Raw genomic sequence first — 16,359 nt, 5'->3', positions numbered from 1 at the left:
CGGTCGCTCACACCACGGCCTGCACCGCGCACACCGTCGCTTCCTCGAGAAATCGCAGCGGTGCCGCGCAATGCGCCAGCGTATCGACGAAGTACTTCGCCCGGGGCCAGGGTCCAAATCCTGCTGCCGTATTGATGTGCCCCGCATCGCCCAGATTGACGAACGCACTGCCGAGACGCGCCGCCATTTCGCGCGCCCCGGCAAGCGGCATCCACGGGTCGGTCTCGCTCGCGATCAGGATGGACGGAATGCCCAGTCTTCGTGCGTCGAACGCACCGGCGAACGCGAATTTCTCCGGGCTCGCCGGTGCAACGAGCAGCACGCCCACGACTTCGCTCGCGTACGCGGCCTGCTGCAATGCATGCGCGGTCGCAAGGCACCCAAAACTATGCGCGGCGAGCACGAACGGACCACGCTCGCGCGCGATCACATCGCGAACCGATTGCGACCATCGAACGAGTTCAGGCGCATTCCAGTCGGCCTGTTCGACGCGCAGCGAGCGGGCGAACTGCCGTTCGAGCCAGGTTTGCCAGTGTGCGCCTTCGCTGCCATGCAGGCCTGGCACGGTGACAACGCGCGGCGGCCACGTCGATTTGCTGCAGGACATGATTCTCCTCACGGGCGGAATCCTTAAATTGCATTGTCGCGTGCGATTCCTTGCCGCCGAACCAATTTATCGTGCTTTGTTTATCGTATGAATCGGCACGGCAGGCCCCTTGAGGTGAGGTTCAGGGACAGCGCGCCGCCAGGCGGCGCGCGCGTTGTCCCGCGAAAAAGTAGAATGAGGCCTGTCCATAAAAGGAGAACGCCTCATGTCGCAAGCACCGTCCCCACAGGCACGTTCGCTGCAACCGTTCCACCTCGCGTTTCCGGTAACCAGTCTCTCGAACGCCCGCGGGTTTTACGGTGACCTGCTGGGTTGCGCCGAAGGCCGCAGTTCGCCGGAATGGGTCGACTTCGATTTCTTCGGCCACCAACTGGTCGCTCACCTGGCGCCGGACGAAGTGAGCCGCGCCGCCGTCAACGCCGTCGACGGCGACGACGTACCGGTCCGTCACTTCGGCGTCGTGCTGACAATGGATGACTGGCACGCGCTCGCGGAACGTCTGAAGGCCGCAGGTACGCGCTTCATCATCGAGCCGCATATCCGCTTCAAGGGTGAGGTTGGCGAGCAGGCAACCATGTTCTTCCTCGATCCGTGTGGCAATGCGCTCGAATTCAAGGCATTCAGGGACATCGGACGGCTCTTCGCGAAATGACGCGCTTCGCCGCCATCACCGGCCTGCATACGTGAGCCTATGAAGATACTTTTCTACATGCCGCATGCGGACGCAGGCGCCTGGCTTCATGACTTCGCCCGCGCGCTGCCGGAAGCCAATCTGCGTGAGTGGCAGCCAGGCGATCGCGAGCCGGCCGATTTCGCTGTTGTCTGGCGCCCGCCGCGCGAAATGTTCGAGAGCCGCGATGACCTGCGCGCCGTGTTCAATCTCGGCGCTGGCGTGGATGCGATTCTCGCGCTCGAACACGCGAATCCCGGCACGCTCCCGCGTCACGCGCAGGTCGTGCGTCTCGAAGATTCCGGCATGGCGCCGCAGATGGCCGAATACGTCACGCACGCCGTGCTGCGCTACATGCGCCGGTTCGACGAGTACGAACGTCAACAGACCGAACGGCGCTGGCGCGAAATCGACCCGCATCCGCGCGCGACGTTCACCGTCGGTGTGCTCGGCCTTGGCGTGCTCGGTGCGCATGTCGCGAAAACACTCGCGTCGTTCGACCTGCCGGTACGCGGCTACAGCCGCGGCGCCAAACAGATCGACCGCGTGGCGACATACGCGGGCGATGCGCAGCTCGATCCGTTCCTCGATGGCGTCAAGGTGCTGGTGAACCTGCTGCCGCACACGCCCGACACCCGCGATGTGCTGAACGCCCGAACCTTTTCGAAGCTCGCGCGCGGTGCGTACCTCGTCAACGCGGCGCGCGGCGGACACCTGGTCGAGCAGGATCTGCTCGACGCGCTCGCGCACGGCCAGCTCGCCGGCGCGACACTCGACGTTTTCCGCGAAGAACCGTTGCCGCCCGACCATCCGTTCTGGCGCGAGCCGCGCGTTACGATTACACCGCATATCTCGGCCGTGACGTTGCGCGAAGACAGCGTCGTGCAGGTCGCGCGCAAGATCCAGTCGATGATGCGCGGTGAGCCGGTCACCGGCGTGGTCGATCTCGCACGCGGATACTGAACACAATCAATACGCCGCTCCGATGCGGCAGGAGACAGGTCATGGCGTTGCCCCAGTCAGTCAAGATCGTTGAAGTCGGTCCGCGCGACGGACTTCAGAACGAAAAAGAGTTCGTCCCGACCCGCATCAAGGTCGACCTCATCAACCGGCTGTCGGCGGCGGGATTTCGTAACGTCGAATCCGCGTCGTTCGTTTCGCCGAAATGGGTGCCGCAGATGGCCGACGGCGCCGATGTGATGGCCGGCATCGCACGCCGTCCGGGCACGATTTACTCGGTGCTGACGCCGAACCTGCGCGGCTTCGAAGGCGCGCTCGCCGCGAAGGCCGATGAAATCGTGATCTTCGGCGCAGCGAGCGAGGCGTTCTCGCAGAAGAACATCAATTGCAGCATCGCCGAAAGCATCGCGCGCTTCGAGCCGGTTGCGCAGGCAGCGAAAGCGGCCGGACTGCGCATTCGCGGCAGCGTGTCGTGCGCGCTGGGATGCCCGTATCAGGGCGAAGTGCCGGTCGCGTCGGTGGTCGACGTGGTCGAACGCTTCGCGGCGCTCGGCTGCGACGAAATCGATATCGCCGATACGATCGGCGTCGGTACACCGAAGCGCACGCGTGAAGTCTTCGAGGCCGTGACTCACGTGTTTCCACGCGAACGTCTGTCGGGTCACTTTCACGATACGTACGGTCAGGCGCTCGCCAACATCTACGCCGCGCTGAACGAAGGCATCGAGATCTATCACGCGTCGGTGGCCGGGCTGGGTGGCTGCCCTTACGCGAAAGGCGCGACCGGCAACGTCGCCACCGAGGATGTCCTGTATCTGATGAACGGCCTTGGCATCGAAACCGGCATCGACCTCGCGCAGGTCGTGGCGATTGGCGACTTCATCTCGACGGCGACCGGCAAGCCGAGTGGATCGCGCGCGGGCAAGGCGCTCCTTGCGAAAGCGCGCAGCGAAGAGACGCGGTGCGCCTAGCACCACGTTCGCGCCACATTAGCGGCGCACGATTACAGCAAACAGAAAGTAGAACGGAACAGCAACCATGATGGACAGCACCTCCACGACCTCTCACGGATCCGGCAACCTCGACGATCTGCCCGACTCTGCCCGCCGCGTCGCGCTGCTGCTGCGCGAGCATGGTCACGCGAAGCCGGTTGTCATGCTGCCGGAAACGGGCAAGACATCGGCGGAAGCGGCGGCCGGGCTCGGCTGCTCAGTGGCGCAGATCGCCAAGTCGATCCTGTTTCGCCGGCGCGACGACGATGCGCCCGTGCTCGTGATCGCGAGCGGCGTGAACCGCGTCGACGAAAAGAAGGTGGCGGCACAGGTCGGCGCAATCGGACGCGCGGACGCGAAGTTCGTGCGCGAGAAAACCGGCTACGCGATTGGCGGCGTGTGCCCGATCGGCCATGCGACGCCGCCCGTCACGCTGATCGACGCCGACCTGCTCGCGCTCGACAGCCTGTGGGCCGCGGCCGGCCATCCGCACGCGGTGTTCAACCTTTCGCCGCAGGAACTCGTCGCGCTGACTGGCGCGCCGGTTGCCGACGTCGCACTTCGCGAGCCCGCATGACGGCGGGCAGCAACGCCGGAGACAGGGAAAGCGGCAACGCGAACATCGCACCGGTGCCGTCGCCGTGCATCGACGTCTGTCGCATGAACCGTGCAGCGGGATGGTGCGAAGGGTGTCTTCGCACCATCGATGAAATCAGGGGCTGGTCGTCGTTCGACGAACAGCAAAAGCGCGCGGTCTGGGACGCCATCGATGTGCGCCATGCACAACTCATCGCTGAAAAGAAGGTTCCAACGTGAACGCGCCGCCCCGGGTTGTGACCATCGGCGAGACGTTCAGCAGCACGCTCGCGCTATCGGCGGATTCAGTGAAGTCGTTTGCTTCGCTGGTGAACGATCTGAATCCGCTCCATCACGACGACGCGTACGCAACTGCAAGCCGCTTCGGCGGGCTGATCGCATCGGGCACGCAGCCGTCGGCGCATTTCATGGCGCTCCTCGCGACCCATTTCTCGACGTACGCACAGCCGCTCGGCCTCGAATTCGACATCAAGCTGAAGAAGGCCGTCTACGCGAACGACACGCTGACCATCACGTGGCATGTGCGCGATGCGTGGTGGAAGCCGAGCCTCAACGGCGACCTCACGCAACTCGACGGCAACGTCGTGAACCAGCGCGGCGAAACGGTGCTGCTCGGCACCTCCACCATTCTCGTCATGCCGAAACCGGAGCGCGCCGCACGATGATCACACTGCCCGCGTCGATACGCGTCTTCGAACGCGGCTGGCTGTCGTCGAACAATGTGCTGCTCGTCGACGATGCGTGCGCGGCACTCGTCGACACCGGCTACGCGTCGCATGCACAGCAGACGCTCGCGCTCGTTCAACGGGCGCTCGGCGAGCGGCCGCTGGATCTGATCGTCAACACGCATCTACATTCGGACCATTGCGGCGGCAATGCGCTGTTGCAGGCCACCTGGCCGTGCCGCACGGCGATTCCGTCGCTGGAAGCGGACGCCGTGCGCGAATGGGACGAAGCGCGCCTCACCTTCCGCGCGACCGGGCAAACGTGCGGACGCTTCGGGTTCACCGAGACGATCGAACCCGGCACGACGCTTACGCTCGGCGCGCTGCAATGGGACGTGCTCGGCGCGCCCGGACACGATCCGCATTCACTGATGCTGTACTGCCCGGCCGAACGCGTGCTGATCAGCGCCGACGCGCTGTGGGAAAACGGCTTCGGCGTGATCTTTCCCGAACTGGAAGGCGAAAGCGGCTTTGCGGAAGAGCAGACGGTGCTCGAGCAGATCGCGCAGCTCGACGTGCGCGTGGTCATTCCCGGCCACGGCGCACCGTTCACCGACGTCCAGCCGGCGCTCGAAAGGGCGTTTTCGCGCGTCGCGTGGCTGCGCGCCGATCCCACGCGCAATGCGAAGAACGCGCTGAAAGTCCTGATCGTGTTCAAGCTGCTGGACGTGCGTGCGATGACGTTCGACACGCTGCTGGCCATGCTGGATGAAGCGAACGCGATGCGCGCGGCCGCCACGATGCTCGCGCCGCGAACACAATGGCCGGCGCTGCTGGCGGAGCTGGTCGAAGGGCTTGCGAAGAGCGGCGCGCTGAGCGTCGATGGTGAGCGCATTCTCGCGCCCACGGCGTGAGGCGGCCTGTAGACGTGCCCTGCACACGGTGACGCTCAACAGCGGCCGCACAAAAAAGAAAGCCGCTCACCAGCGATGGCGAACGGCGCAATTTTTGACGACGTGATCAACGTCGAAACGGATGATACCGAGCGGACCTTTCGAACGCATCGGTGATTTCCCTACAGAAGCATGACGTCCACTGAAAAACCGCATGCCCTCTGATGGTGCGAACCGCACTCGTAAGCGTTCGCAACATTCATCGTTCTTCGCGACCGGTCATCTTGCGCGGCGAACTGGCGAAGAAGCTGCCGCCGTGGAATTCACGCTTTAAGATACCGAATAACGTCGCTGTGGCACGATACGCCAGCCGAGATTGACGCCCGCGGCGGCGAGCAGAATGAGCGCGGCACCCGCCACCTGCACCCAGGCGAGCTTCTGCCCGAACGCCACGCGATCCACGATGATGGCGACGACCGGATAGATGAACGAAAGCGCGCCGGTCATCGCGGTCGGCAGCTTCTGGATCGCGCCGTAGAGCAGCACGTACATCACGCCGGTATTGACGATCCCGAGCGTCGCCAGCTTCAGCCATTGCGTGCCGCTCGCGGGCAGTGCGTCGAAATGGACGAACGGCGCGAGCATCAGCACGCCGAGCCCAACCTGGATCAGCGCGATCAGATGCGGCGGCGTGCCCTTCAGATGCTTCGTGATGATCGACGACACCGCGTACAGAAACGCCGCGCCGACTGCGAGCGCGACGCCATCGAGATACTCGCCGGGCACGGCGAGCACCGCCGGCTCGACCTTGACGACCAGCACGAGCCCGGCGAACGCCACAAGCAGCCACACCACGACAGATGCCGTAATGCGCTCGCGAAACACGACCGCCCCGAGCGCGACCAGCATGAACGGCTGGGTGTTGTAGACGGCGGTCGCCATCGAGATCGACGCACGCGAATACGCCGCGAACAGCAGGATCCAGTTGGCGACGATCGCCGCGCTGCCAAGCGCCGTGAGTCCCAGCATGCGCCAGGAGAACAGGTCGCGACGGAACAGGCCGAGTGCCGCGCACACGATGGCGAGCGTCGCCGAGCCGAAGACGCACCGGAAGAACACCACGTTTTCCGACGATTGATGCGATGACACGACGAGCCAGCCGATCACGCCCGACATCAGCATTGCGATGGTCATTTCGGCAGCGCCGCGCCGGATTTCGCTTGAAGCCATGATTCGATCCTTCCTGCCAGTTCCTTACTTATCAGGAGTGTAATTAATCCGGCGAGTCGAATACATGGATAAACTTAAGCCGGAGACAGAAATCACCTTTCGAACGAAGGTTGACATGACGAAACGCCTTTTCTCCGACGTCGCGCCCGTCACGCTCGACGACATCGACCGCGTGCTCATCACCGCACTCGCCGAAGACGCGCGCATTGCAGTGAGCGAACTCGCGCGCCGCGTGGGACTTTCGGCGCCGAGCACCGCGGACCGTTTGCGCAGGCTCGATGCGCAGGGCGTGATCGAGCGCTTCACCGTGCAGCTCGACCCGCGCGCACTCGGCTACACGCTGCAGGCAATCGTGCGCGTGAAGCCGTTGCCCGGCCAGTTGCATCTCGTGGAAGACGTGATCCGCCGCATTCCGGAGTTCGTGGAATGCGACAAGGTGACGGGCGACGACTGCTTCGTCTGCCGGCTGTTTCTGCGCTCGATCGATCAGCTCGACGCGATCCTGTCGAAGGTGACGGAGCGCGCCGAAACGAGCACGGCGATCGTGAAATCGACGCCCATCGCACGCCGGCTGCCGCCGCTCGCGTTCACCGACCCGTGATCGACACCTGACGGCTAACGACTAACGACTGGCGAAGACACGCGCGCGGCGCCGTTACTGCTCGATCGCTTCGAAGAACGCGAGCATTTCGGTGACGAGCGCATCCGGCGCTTCTTCCGGGATGTAATGCCCGCACGGCAGCGCGCGTCCGCTGACATCGCGCGCAACGTGCCGCCACTCATCGAGCGGCGCGAAGCATTTTTCGACGACGCCCTCCGCGCCCCACAGCACGCGCAACGGACAGCCGATCTTGTGACCGCGCTCGATATCCGCGCGATCGTGCGCCAGATCGATCGTCGCGGATGCCCGGTAGTCCTCGCACATCGCGTGGACCGCGCCCGGCTGGCGCAACGCGTCGCGATATGCGGCGAGCGCTTCGGGCGCGAACGGCGCCAGCCCGGCATGACGGCCGCCCATCACGCGATCGACGTATACATCGGGATGCGCGCCGATCAGCGTCTCCGGCAGCGGCTCGGGCTGGATCAGGAAGAACCAGTGGAAATAGAGCGTGGCGAACGTGCGGTCGGTGGCTTCGTACATCGCGAGCGTCGGCGCGATGTCGAGCAGCATCAGACGCTCGACGGCGTCCGGATGATCGAGCGCCATCCGGTGCGCGACGCGCGCGCCGCGATCGTGCGCGCACACGAGAAAGCGTTCGAAGCCGAAGTGCTTCATGACGGCGACCTGATCTGCCGCCATCGCGCGCTTCGAATAGGGCATGTGCGACGCGTCGCTCGCCGGTTTCGCCGATGCGCCGTAGCCGCGCAGGTCGGTGGCGATCACGGTGAAGTGTTCGGCCAGCTGCGCGACGCAGCGATGCCAGATCATGTGCGTCTGCGGATGGCCATGCAGCAGCAGGAGCGGCGGCCCGGAGCCGCCCTTGACGCCGAAAATGTCGATATCGCCGGCGGCGACGCGAAACGGCGTGAATTCCTCGAAGGACATGGCAGGCCTCTTGTCATTTTGTGTGTCCTGCATTGTAGAAGCGGGAGGTGTCCCGGGGAGGTGTCCCAGACCACCATTTCATGAAAACCGAACACTCCCTCAAACACGCATCCTCGCGCACGTCCGTGCTATTCCCCTATAATCGAACGATCGTTCTGAAAATGATGCGCTGAGATGCTGATGACGAACGGCGCGTGCCGCGCCGGCCTCGCCCGCCCCGTTCAGCCGCTACACTCACAGGACCGGGCGCGCCCAGCACCGCGTGCACCGTTCCGCCCACAAGGAGACTTGCGCCATGGCATTGCCCGCCGTCCTGCAGAATCTTGCGTTGCCTGTCGTCGCCTCGCCGATGTTCATCGTCAGCTATCCCGAACTCGTGCTTGCGCAATGCAAGGCCGGTATCGTCGGTTCCTTTCCCGCGCTGAACGCGCGCCCCGCCGAACTGCTCGACGAGTGGCTCACGCAGATCCAGACGTCGCTGGCTGAACACAAGGCGGCGAATCCGGATGCGGTGATCGGGCCGATCGCGGTCAACCAGATCGTCCATCAGTCGAATACGCGGCTGGAGCACGACGTGCGTGTGTGCGTCGAACACAGGATTCCGATTTTCATCACCAGCCTGCGCGCGCCGTCGAAGGAAATCATCGACGCCGTGCATAGCTACGGCGGCATCGTGCTGCACGACGTGATCAACCTGCGGCACGCGGCGAAAGCGCTGGAAGCGGGCGTCGACGGCCTGATTCTCGTCGCGGCCGGCGCCGGCGGGCACGCGGGCACCACTTCGCCATTCGCGCTGACCGGCGAAGTGCGAAAAATGTTCGACGGCCCGATCGTGCTGTCGGGCGCGATCGCCAACGGCGGTTCGATCCTGGCTGCCCAGGCAATGGGCGCCGATCTCGCCTACATGGGCACACGCTTCATCGCGACGCGGGAAGCGCACGCGGTCGAAAGCTACAAGCACGCGATCGTGAATTCCAGCGCGTCGGACATCATCTACACGAACCTCTTCACGGGCGTGCACGGCAATTACATTCGCGAGAGCATCGTGAACGCCGGGCTGGATCCGGACGCGCTGCCGGAATCCGACAAGACGAAGATGAACTTCGGCGGCGACAAGGCCAAGGCGTGGAAAGACATCTGGGGTGCGGGCCAGGGCGTCGGCCTGATGGACGACGTGCCTTCGGTGGGCGGGCTTGTCGCGCGTCTGAAGCAGGAATACGAAGCGGCAAAGTCGCGGCTGCGCATCTAGCGCGGCTTGACCCGTCGCGCGCGGGGCGGGCAAGGCTCACTCAGCGTATGGCGGCGGCCTTGATCTGATCGAGCGTCGGCCAGAGCGTTTCGCTCGCAAACCGTTCGGCGAGAAAATCGACAAACGAACGCACCTTCGCCGACAGATGCCGCCGGCTCGCGTACACGACGTGAATCGGCAACTCGCGCGGCGCCAGTTCATCGACGAGGAGCGGCACGAGCCGGCCGGCCGCGAGATCGTCGCCGATCACTTCGGTGCCGAGCATCGCGATGCCGGCGCCCTGCAGCACGACCACGCGCTGCGCCTCCAGATGGTTGACGATCATGTTGCCGGCGAGGCGCAGGCGCGCGCCGGCCGCATCGACACCCTGCGCGAGTTCCTGTGCCGACACGCCGGTGTACTGGATAAAGTTGTGCTTTTCGAGGTCGGCGAGCGTCTTCGGCGTGCCGTGGCGACGCAGATAATCCGGCGAAGCGCACAGCACGATATGCGCCATCGCGATCTGCCGCGCAATCAGCGAAGACGACTTCAAGCCGGTCGGCGATGCCCGGATCGCCACATCGAACCCTTCGTCGATCAGTTCGACGACGCGATCCGACAACGTGATATCGACCGTGACCTGCGGAAACCGCGCTGCGTAATCGGCCAGCGCGCTCATCACGTGACTCAACCCGAATGCCGTGAGCGACGAGACCCGCAGCTTGCCTTGCGGCACCACGCTCGCCGCCCCGACAGCCTGCCCGGCTTCGTCGAGTTCGGTCAGCACCTGCGAGAGTCGTTCATAGTATTCGCGCCCGGCCTCGGTCAGGGCAACCCGGCGCGTCGTGCGGTTGAGCAGGCGCGCACCGAGCTGCTGCTCGAGATGCATCACATGCTTGCTCGCCATCGCAGCCGAAATGTCCATCCGCTCCGCCGCGGCGACGAAGCTGCCCGCTTCGACGACGTGGCGAAATACTTTCATGCTGACGAGGGTATCCATGGTTAATCGCTCACAACAGGAATGAATCGGGACTGCCGGAAGGACTTTATCAAGGATCAGTGTGGAAAGCGCGACAGGATCCAGTACAGCGCACCGCAAAAAAGCCTCACGTTCCGAAAGCAACGTGAGGCTTTTTCAGGACTTCCCGCGATGCCGCTTTCCGGCAGAGCCTCGTTGTGCTGCGAGCGAGACCGGAGATCTACCTGTCAGACGCTGTGACGTTTAGAACTTCGCGCGGATACCGACGCCGAACGTGTCGCCCGACGACTGCGAGCTGATCTTGTCGTACATGTAAGCCGCGTAGACGTCCGTGCGCTTCGACAGCGGGTAGTCGTAGCCGAGCGCCGCCGTCTGGCGCGTCTGGTCGAGGCCGCCGCCGTCACGCGAGTACGCGTACGACGCCATGACCGTGCCCGGACCCGCCGGCACGGTCACGCCGCCCTGCGCCGTATTGACGTGCCAGCTGCCAAACGCGCCCTGATCGTTCTTCGTGTACATGTACTGGCCGAAGAACTTCACGTACTTCAGGTCGTACGTCAAACCGAGCTGACCCACACCCTGGCTCTTCAGGCCGAGGACACCCGACGCACCCGGATCCGTCAGGTCGCCCGGGGCGTTGTTGAAGTTCACGTACTGGTACACGGCGGTCGCCGCGAACGGGCCGTGGAAGTACAACACCTGGCCGCTCCACTTCTTCGCGCCGTTCTCGGTCGTGTTGCCGAGCGCGTACATCGCGCTCGCCGACAGGCCGTTGAAGTTCGGCGACTGATACTGCACCGCGTTACTCCAGCCCGAATCGCCGGTCACGCCCTGATCGGTGTTGTACGTCGGGAACGTGCCGAGGCCGAGATAGGTGTGGTACACCATCGGCGAGAATACGTACGAGTCGGTGAACGGGTTGAACAGAATCGTCGAGACGAACAGCGACGTCGTCAGACGGCCGGCGGTCAGCGTGCCCCACGGCGCTTCGATACCGACGTACGCGTTACGCGAGAACATCGTGTCGCCGGTGAAGCGGCCGTACTGACCGTTCTGCGCGAGGAAGAAGCCTTCCAGCGTGAAGATTGCCTTGTAGCCGTTACCCAGGTCTTCCGCGCCCTTCATGCCCCAGTACGAAGTCGACATCCCGCCACCCGACACAACCCACGAACGCTGGTTGCCTGGGAATTTCTGCGAGCCGACCCACTCGTCTACCTGTCCATAGAGCTGAACGCTCGACTGCGCGAACGCAGTCGAGGCGCCTGCCAGCAGGCCGGCGATCACGCTTGCCTTGAGAGCGGTCTTCAGCGTGCGGCTGACGTTTGTTTTCATGGGTTCTCCTGTCTTTGTCAAAAGTAAGCGTGGCTGGCGCGGCGGGTTCACTCGCGCAAACGGTTGTTGTTGTCCGTCAGGTCGTCGAGCTGATCTGGGTCAGTGGGCGGAGACCATCTTTGCGGACCATTTTTATGAAAAAAAATATGTCTGGTTATTGCCGGTATATGGGTCTGCCTAGTTTCTTCGGATAACGACTTGTTAAAGCACGGTCGTATCCGGCACCGGCTGCAGTGCGACATGCGTTCCAGTTCGTCGCGAGCACGGTGGCCATTGCCCCGCAGACAGGCGACATGTGCAAACCGGGTGCGCATGATGCGTTGCCGCAACCGGCACTTCATCGAAGGTCGAATCGTGCCCTGAAGATTGGGGGTTTCAAAAAAGTGTGGTGCGCACGCGTCATATCGACGGGCGGCAAGCGCTCCGCTGCAGCAATCAGCTGCAGTCAGTTGCGATCAATTGCGATACGGCGAGGGCGGTGGAGGACGGGGAACGTCATCCGGCGGATGGGGAATGGAGCGCACGGCCCCGCGTTCTTCGTTATAGCGGGCGACGTCGGCACGGATCGATCCGGTGCGGACAACAGGTGCGTTGACGGGAGGACGCGGCACCGGGCGACCTTCGGCACTCACCGGCGTGATCGCACCCGCGTAACGGACCGGTTCGCCGTCGGCGCGGAACGAACGATCCTGTGCGGCGAGGTGCGGCAAGCCGCTATACGCCGATGCCGGGCGACGAGCCGTGCCGAAATTGCGGTCGCCCGGGCTGACGCGTGTACCGGGTTGCAGGCCGTACCAGTGACCGCCGCCCGGTGCACTCTGCTGCACCGGGCGGAAGAACCCGCCGCTGTGAGCAGTACCGCGAGGTACGTCGCCGCGCGGGGCAGACGAAGGTTTCGCAAAGGCGAGCGTAGCCATGAGCGCAAACAGCACGCCCAGCAGCCAGCGCAACCCTTTCGAATACCCTGCGTTCACGATCCTTCACCTGCTCGACAACCCGCCACAGGTTCGCCGTTCGAGCATCGGCGGAACCTGATTTGAGAGTCGGATACGCCAGCGACGCAGCGCCGGGCCTGACGACTTCCCAATAGCCTGTGAGCAGTAATTTATGGGCGGCCATCCGACGTGTCGAGCCAAAAAATGTTATGCCACCGGAAGGGTTGTAACACCATGTTACGGCAGGGTTTTTCGTGAAAAAGCGCATACGGCAAGGCTCTCCGGGAAGTGAACTGCGGGCGCCCAGCACCCCTGATACGGCACGCCAGAACCAGTCAGTAAATCCGACCGAATGCATTGCGTCTGACGAAATCGCACCTGCAACCAGAGAGGCGTCGTGCGCTTGCAACATGCTCAATACGCATTAATCGATTCATCAAATGAATTTGCATATTCAATCGAAAACGCCGGACAATAGGCGTTTCCATTGTTTGCCTTTCGTGACCGGCGCTCCTGTTCACGCGCCAGCGTTTTTCGCGTCACACTGCATCTATTGCTTCGAGATTCCCGAGATGGCCCGCCCTAAACTGCTTCCCGACAATTTCACGCTGTGCCTCGTCAGCACCGTCATTCTGGCTAGTCTGCTGCCTGTTCACGGCCAGGCAGCCATTGCGTTCAACTGGCTAACGAACATTGCAGTCGGGCTGCTGTTTTTCCTGCACGGCGCGAAACTGTCGCGTGAGGCGATCGTTGCGGGCGCAACGCACTGGCGGCTGCATCTGGTGGTACTGCTAAGCACGTTCGCGTTCTTTCCGCTGCTCGGCCTCGCGCTCAAACCGCTTCTTTCGCCGCTCGTCACGCCGGCGCTCTATGCGGGCGTTCTCTTCCTCTGCACGCTGCCATCGACGGTCCAGTCCTCCATTGCGTTCACCTCGATTGCGAAGGGCAACGTGCCCGCCGCGGTGTGCAGTGCGTCTGCTTCGAGTCTGCTCGGAATCTTCATCACGCCCGCGCTCGTCAGCGTGGTCATCACGAACCAGGCTGCCGGCGGCACTTCGGCCTGGCACACGGTGTGGAGCATCGTGCTGCAACTGCTCGTGCCGTTCGTGGCCGGGCAGCTGCTGCGCCCGATGATCGGCCGGTGGATCGAGCGTAATCGCGGCGTGCTGAAGTTCGTCGACCAGGGCTCGATCCTGCTCGTGGTGTATGCCGCCTTCAGCGAGGCCGTGAACGAAGGCCTCTGGCATCACATTCCGCTCGCCGCCCTGGCAGGCCTCCTCGTGGTGTGTGCGGTGCTGCTCGCTATCGCGCTCGCGCTCACGATGTTCGTCAGCAAGCGGCTTGGCTTTAACCGCGCGGATCAGATCACGATCATCTTCTGCGGTTCGAAGAAAAGCCTCGCGGCCGGTGTGCCGATGGCCAAGGTGATTTTTGCTTCGCATTCGGTGGGGGCGGTGGTGCTGCCGCTGATGTTGTTCCATCAGATCCAGCTGATGGTGTGTGCGGCGCTCGCGCAGCGCTGGGGCGCCCGCGATATCAGCCCCGAGAAGCGCGCCGCCAGCAAGGAAGCCCGACCAGCCGCGGTTGCGCGCCGCTGAGCGGATGGATGCGTCGAACAGATGAACCATGAGATCTCCTGAGCGAGAGTACGACGAGGCAACAACCCCTCGTGAAACTGGAAAGCCGCCGTGTGCGGCTTTTTTGTTATTTCACGCGACGCCGCGCCCGCCGTCACCTCGGCCGGATGGCATAGTCAGTGACATCCATCACGCACCATTGCAGTGCAAAGCTTCACCAAAAATTCACTTAATTGCTACCCGCCGCGGCCGTTAAGCCGACAGTCCACTCGTTTCGGCAACCCTGCTCATGTCTGTTCGCTCGCCCCTCGGCCAGCCCTCGTCGGGCATCGAAGATCTGATTGCCCGTCGCGATCTGTCCGCGGTGTTCCAGCCCATCGTCGATTTCGACGACGGGACGATCCTCGGCTACGAAGGTCTGATCCGCGGTCCGTCCGGCTCGCCGCTGGAAGCGCCGCACGCGCTCTTCGCGCAGGCGACGGCCGAAGGCTGCGCGATCGCACTCGAACGCGCCGCCGCGCACGTATGCATCGACGCATTCGCGCGCCTCGAATGCGAAGGCAAGCTGTTTCTCAACTTCAGCGCCGGCGCCATCCGCGCGCTCGCCGACGCACGTGAAAGCACGCTTTCGCTTCTGCGACAGTCGGGCGTCGCGGCGAACCGGATCGTGATCGAACTGACAGAACAAAGCGCGATTCCGGACATCGGCAGCTTCCTGCCGATCATCCAGGCGCTGCGTTCGTCCGGCGCGCAGTTCGCGCTCGACGACTACGGCACGGCGAACGCGAGCATGAACCTGTGGGTGCGCCTGCAACCGGACGTCGTGAAGATCGACCGCTTCTTCATTCACGACATCGCGAGCGATCCGCTCAAGTTCGAAGCCGTCAAGGCGATGCAGCATTTCGCGAACGCGAGCGGCGCGCGGCTCGTCGCGGAGGGCATCGAGAACGAAGCGGACCTGATCGTCGTGCGCGACATGGGGATCGGTTGCGGGCAGGGGTATTTCTTCGGACGTCCGCACGCGCAGCCGTCGCGCCTTGTCAGCGACGACGCCCGCGAGGCCATCCGCGCGCATCACATCGCGGTGTTCCCGGAGACGACACGTACCGTGAGCGCATCGCCGTCGGGCGGCATGGCGTCGGACAGGATGCTGGTGCATGCGCCCGCGCTGCCGCGCGAAGCGACGAATAACGACGTGCTCGATCTCTTCAACCGCCTGCCGGACCTGCACGCCCTTGCCGTCGTCGAGAACGACGAGCCGGTCGCGCTCATCAATCGCCGCGCATTCATGGACCGCTACGCGCTGCCGTATCACCGCGAACTGTTCGGCAAGCGCCCGTGCCTGCTGTTCGCGAACGCGTCGCCCTTCGTCATCGAAAAATCGATGACCGTCGAGCAGATGGCGAAACTGCTCGCGAGCGACGACCAGCGGTATCTGGCCGACGGCTTCGTCATTACCGATAACGGCAGATATGCCGGCCTCGGCACCGGCGAGAAACTCGTGCGCGCGGTCACGGAAGTGCGCATCGAGGCGGCGCGCTACGCGAATCCGCTGACGTTCCTGCCGGGCAACATTCCGATCAGCTCGCACATCGGGCGGCTCCTCAACAACAACGCCGCGTTCTGCGCGTGCTACGTCGACCTGAACCACTTCAAGCCGTTCAACGACGAATACGGCTACTGGCAGGGCGACGAAGTGCTGAAGTTCGCGGCCGCCGTGCTCGCCGACGTCTGCGACCCGACGCGCGATTTTCTCGGGCACGTCGGCGGCGACGATTTCCTGATCCTGTTCCAGAGCGAAGACTGGCTCGAACGCGCGATGGACGCGATCCACGCCTTCAACGAAGGCGCGCAGCGTTTCTACGCACCGGCCGACCGGCTGGCGGGCGGCATCCACGGCGAAGACCGGCGCGGCAATCCGACGTTCTTCAGCTTCGTGACGATGGCGATCGGCAGCGTGCGCGTGAAACCGGACAGCGATGCCGCGCTCTATACGAGCGAGGAGATCGCCTCGGTTGCGGCACTGGCGAAGCGTCGGGCGAAACAGGAGCCTTCGGGTTTCGTGCTGATCGACAGCGCCGAGAGCGAGGCGCTGCTGCGCGGGCGCATCGAATCGCCAGCATGAGCGGCAGCTGAACGGCCAGGGCC

General features: G+C 63.8%; 17 protein-coding genes. 11 read left to right on the top strand and 6 right to left on the bottom strand.

Annotated elements, in window-relative coordinates:
* Positions 1 to 7 precede the first annotated feature (7 nt).
* Entirely contained in the window at positions 8 to 610 is a 603-nt protein-coding gene (locus LPA37_RS02015) for an RBBP9/YdeN family alpha/beta hydrolase (RefSeq protein ID WP_228977525.1), read from the bottom strand.
* 202 nt (positions 611 to 812) lie between these two features.
* Here LPA37_RS02015 and LPA37_RS02010 point away from each other — a divergent pair, with 202 nt between their 5' ends.
* From LPA37_RS02010 to LPA37_RS01980, 7 genes are all read left to right on the top strand, one after another.
* Positions 813 to 1,259 (top strand): VOC family protein, encoded by a 447-nt coding sequence (locus LPA37_RS02010; RefSeq protein ID WP_229011245.1) that lies wholly within the window; start codon positions 813 to 815, stop codon positions 1,257 to 1,259.
* Between the two features lie 39 nt (positions 1,260 to 1,298).
* Positions 1,299 to 2,240 (top strand): 2-hydroxyacid dehydrogenase, encoded by a 942-nt coding sequence (locus tag LPA37_RS02005; RefSeq protein WP_229011243.1) that lies wholly within the window; start codon positions 1,299 to 1,301, stop codon positions 2,238 to 2,240.
* 41 nt (positions 2,241 to 2,281) lie between these two features.
* Entirely contained in the window at positions 2,282 to 3,208 is a 927-nt protein-coding gene (locus tag LPA37_RS02000) for a hydroxymethylglutaryl-CoA lyase (protein WP_229011242.1), read from the top strand.
* A gap of 70 nt (positions 3,209 to 3,278) precedes the next feature.
* Entirely contained in the window at positions 3,279 to 3,806 is a 528-nt protein-coding gene (locus tag LPA37_RS01995; protein WP_229011414.1) for a YbaK/EbsC family protein, read from the top strand.
* On the top strand, positions 3,803 to 4,045 hold the full coding sequence (locus tag LPA37_RS01990; protein ID WP_228977221.1) for a DUF1289 domain-containing protein: 243 nt from the start codon (positions 3,803 to 3,805) through the stop codon (positions 4,043 to 4,045). Before LPA37_RS01995 ends, LPA37_RS01990 begins: the two co-directional genes overlap by 4 nt.
* The gene (locus LPA37_RS01985; protein WP_228977219.1) at positions 4,042 to 4,491 is read left to right on the top strand and encodes a MaoC family dehydratase; all 450 of its coding nucleotides are present in this window, start codon (positions 4,042 to 4,044) and stop codon (positions 4,489 to 4,491) included. Before LPA37_RS01990 ends, LPA37_RS01985 begins: the two co-directional genes overlap by 4 nt.
* The gene (locus LPA37_RS01980) at positions 4,488 to 5,405 is read left to right on the top strand and encodes an MBL fold metallo-hydrolase (RefSeq protein WP_228977218.1); all 918 of its coding nucleotides are present in this window, start codon (positions 4,488 to 4,490) and stop codon (positions 5,403 to 5,405) included. Before LPA37_RS01985 ends, LPA37_RS01980 begins: the two co-directional genes overlap by 4 nt.
* Before the next feature lie 309 nt (positions 5,406 to 5,714).
* On the opposite strand, the gene LPA37_RS01975 is transcribed toward LPA37_RS01980, so the two are convergent.
* Positions 5,715 to 6,614 carry a DMT family transporter gene (locus tag LPA37_RS01975; protein ID WP_229011240.1) on the bottom strand — a complete coding sequence of 300 codons (900 nt, stop codon included), beginning with the start codon at positions 6,612 to 6,614 and terminating at the stop codon, positions 5,715 to 5,717.
* A gap of 115 nt (positions 6,615 to 6,729) precedes the next feature.
* On the opposite strand from LPA37_RS01975, the gene LPA37_RS01970 reads away from it, so the two are divergent.
* A complete protein-coding gene (locus LPA37_RS01970) occupies positions 6,730 to 7,215 on the top strand; it encodes an Lrp/AsnC family transcriptional regulator (RefSeq protein WP_228977216.1) in 486 nt (161 codons plus the stop codon).
* Between the two features lie 54 nt (positions 7,216 to 7,269).
* Here LPA37_RS01970 and LPA37_RS01965 read toward each other — a convergent pair whose 3' ends face one another.
* Positions 7,270 to 8,160: an alpha/beta fold hydrolase gene (locus LPA37_RS01965; protein ID WP_228977215.1), complete on the bottom strand. Its 891-nt coding sequence runs from the start codon at positions 8,158 to 8,160 to the stop codon at positions 7,270 to 7,272.
* Between the two features lie 295 nt (positions 8,161 to 8,455).
* Here LPA37_RS01965 and LPA37_RS01960 point away from each other — a divergent pair, with 295 nt between their 5' ends.
* The gene (locus LPA37_RS01960; RefSeq protein WP_228977214.1) at positions 8,456 to 9,409 is read left to right on the top strand and encodes an NAD(P)H-dependent flavin oxidoreductase; all 954 of its coding nucleotides are present in this window, start codon (positions 8,456 to 8,458) and stop codon (positions 9,407 to 9,409) included.
* 40 nt (positions 9,410 to 9,449) lie between these two features.
* On the opposite strand, the gene LPA37_RS01955 is transcribed toward LPA37_RS01960, so the two are convergent.
* The 3 genes from LPA37_RS01955 to LPA37_RS01945 form a co-directional block, all read right to left on the bottom strand.
* The gene (locus LPA37_RS01955; protein WP_229011237.1) at positions 9,450 to 10,388 is read right to left on the bottom strand and encodes a LysR family transcriptional regulator; all 939 of its coding nucleotides are present in this window, start codon (positions 10,386 to 10,388) and stop codon (positions 9,450 to 9,452) included.
* A gap of 222 nt (positions 10,389 to 10,610) precedes the next feature.
* Positions 10,611 to 11,699 carry a porin gene (locus LPA37_RS01950; protein ID WP_228977206.1) on the bottom strand — a complete coding sequence of 363 codons (1,089 nt, stop codon included), beginning with the start codon at positions 11,697 to 11,699 and terminating at the stop codon, positions 10,611 to 10,613.
* A gap of 455 nt (positions 11,700 to 12,154) precedes the next feature.
* Positions 12,155 to 12,673, bottom strand: a complete 519-nt coding sequence (locus LPA37_RS01945; protein ID WP_229011235.1) for a hypothetical protein — start codon at positions 12,671 to 12,673, stop codon at positions 12,155 to 12,157.
* Positions 12,674 to 13,206: 533 nt separating this feature from the next.
* On the opposite strand from LPA37_RS01945, the gene LPA37_RS01940 reads away from it, so the two are divergent.
* Together LPA37_RS01940 and LPA37_RS01935 are read left to right on the top strand one after the other, a co-directional pair.
* Positions 13,207 to 14,232 (top strand): bile acid:sodium symporter family protein, encoded by a 1,026-nt coding sequence (locus LPA37_RS01940; RefSeq protein WP_229011233.1) that lies wholly within the window; start codon positions 13,207 to 13,209, stop codon positions 14,230 to 14,232.
* 268 nt (positions 14,233 to 14,500) lie between these two features.
* Complete coding sequence (locus tag LPA37_RS01935) at positions 14,501 to 16,336, top strand: EAL domain-containing protein (RefSeq protein WP_228977198.1); 1,836 nt, start codon at positions 14,501 to 14,503, stop codon at positions 16,334 to 16,336.
* Positions 16,337 to 16,359: the final 23 nt, after the last annotated feature.

This window comes from Paraburkholderia gardini (assembly GCF_907164545.1).
GTDB lineage: Bacteria > Pseudomonadota > Gammaproteobacteria > Burkholderiales > Burkholderiaceae > Paraburkholderia > Paraburkholderia gardini.
This window is presented reverse-complemented; position numbering and strand designations above follow the sequence as displayed.